We start from the raw sequence: 573 nt of genomic DNA on the forward strand, positions 1-573 counted from the left end.
CTGTAAAGCTAACGTGTATTTGCCCAATCGGCGAAAAACTGTCCTATCGCGGGCAACGAGAAACGGACAATGGCAAGATCCGGGTACACTTTGAAGGGCGTTTGCTGCAATGTCGGCACTGCCCAAAAAAATATCGTTGCATGCAGAACCCTGGCTCTGCTGACCATCGCAACGGCGCAGGGCGCCAAGTGTCTTTTATAATCGAGAACAAACGCTTACCCAATTACACGGACTGGATGAGGCACCGGGTTGATAGCCCCAAGGGCAAAGAAATTTACAGCCATCGTATGTCAGTTGTGGAACCCGTCTTTGGCAACCTTGGCACGACGAAAAGACTGAACCGCTTCAGTCTTCGGGGCAAGAAGAAAGTACAGGGCCAGTGGCAGCTTTACTGCTTGGTGCACAATATTGAGAAGTTAGCGAATTATGGCCATTTGGCCGCGTCCTGAAGGGCTTAGAGTGGGATAAGTTGCTTTCTAAGAGCCAAAGGCCGTCTTCAACAAGCTTTAGCTGGGCGCTCAAGTGGCTAAATGCCGATATTAAGATGACTCAGCCAGATGACTGGCTGAGTAA

General features: G+C 50.1%; 1 protein-coding gene. It reads left to right on the forward strand.

The window, feature by feature from the left end:
* The coding region (locus tag HP566_RS07130; RefSeq protein WP_249976572.1) for a transposase at positions 1–449 on the forward strand (449 nt) is incomplete at its 5' end.
* Positions 450–573: the final 124 nt, after the last annotated feature.

The sequence above is a fragment of the Vreelandella olivaria genome (assembly GCF_023507745.1).
Taxonomy (GTDB): Bacteria; Pseudomonadota; Gammaproteobacteria; order Pseudomonadales; family Halomonadaceae; genus Vreelandella; species Vreelandella olivaria_A.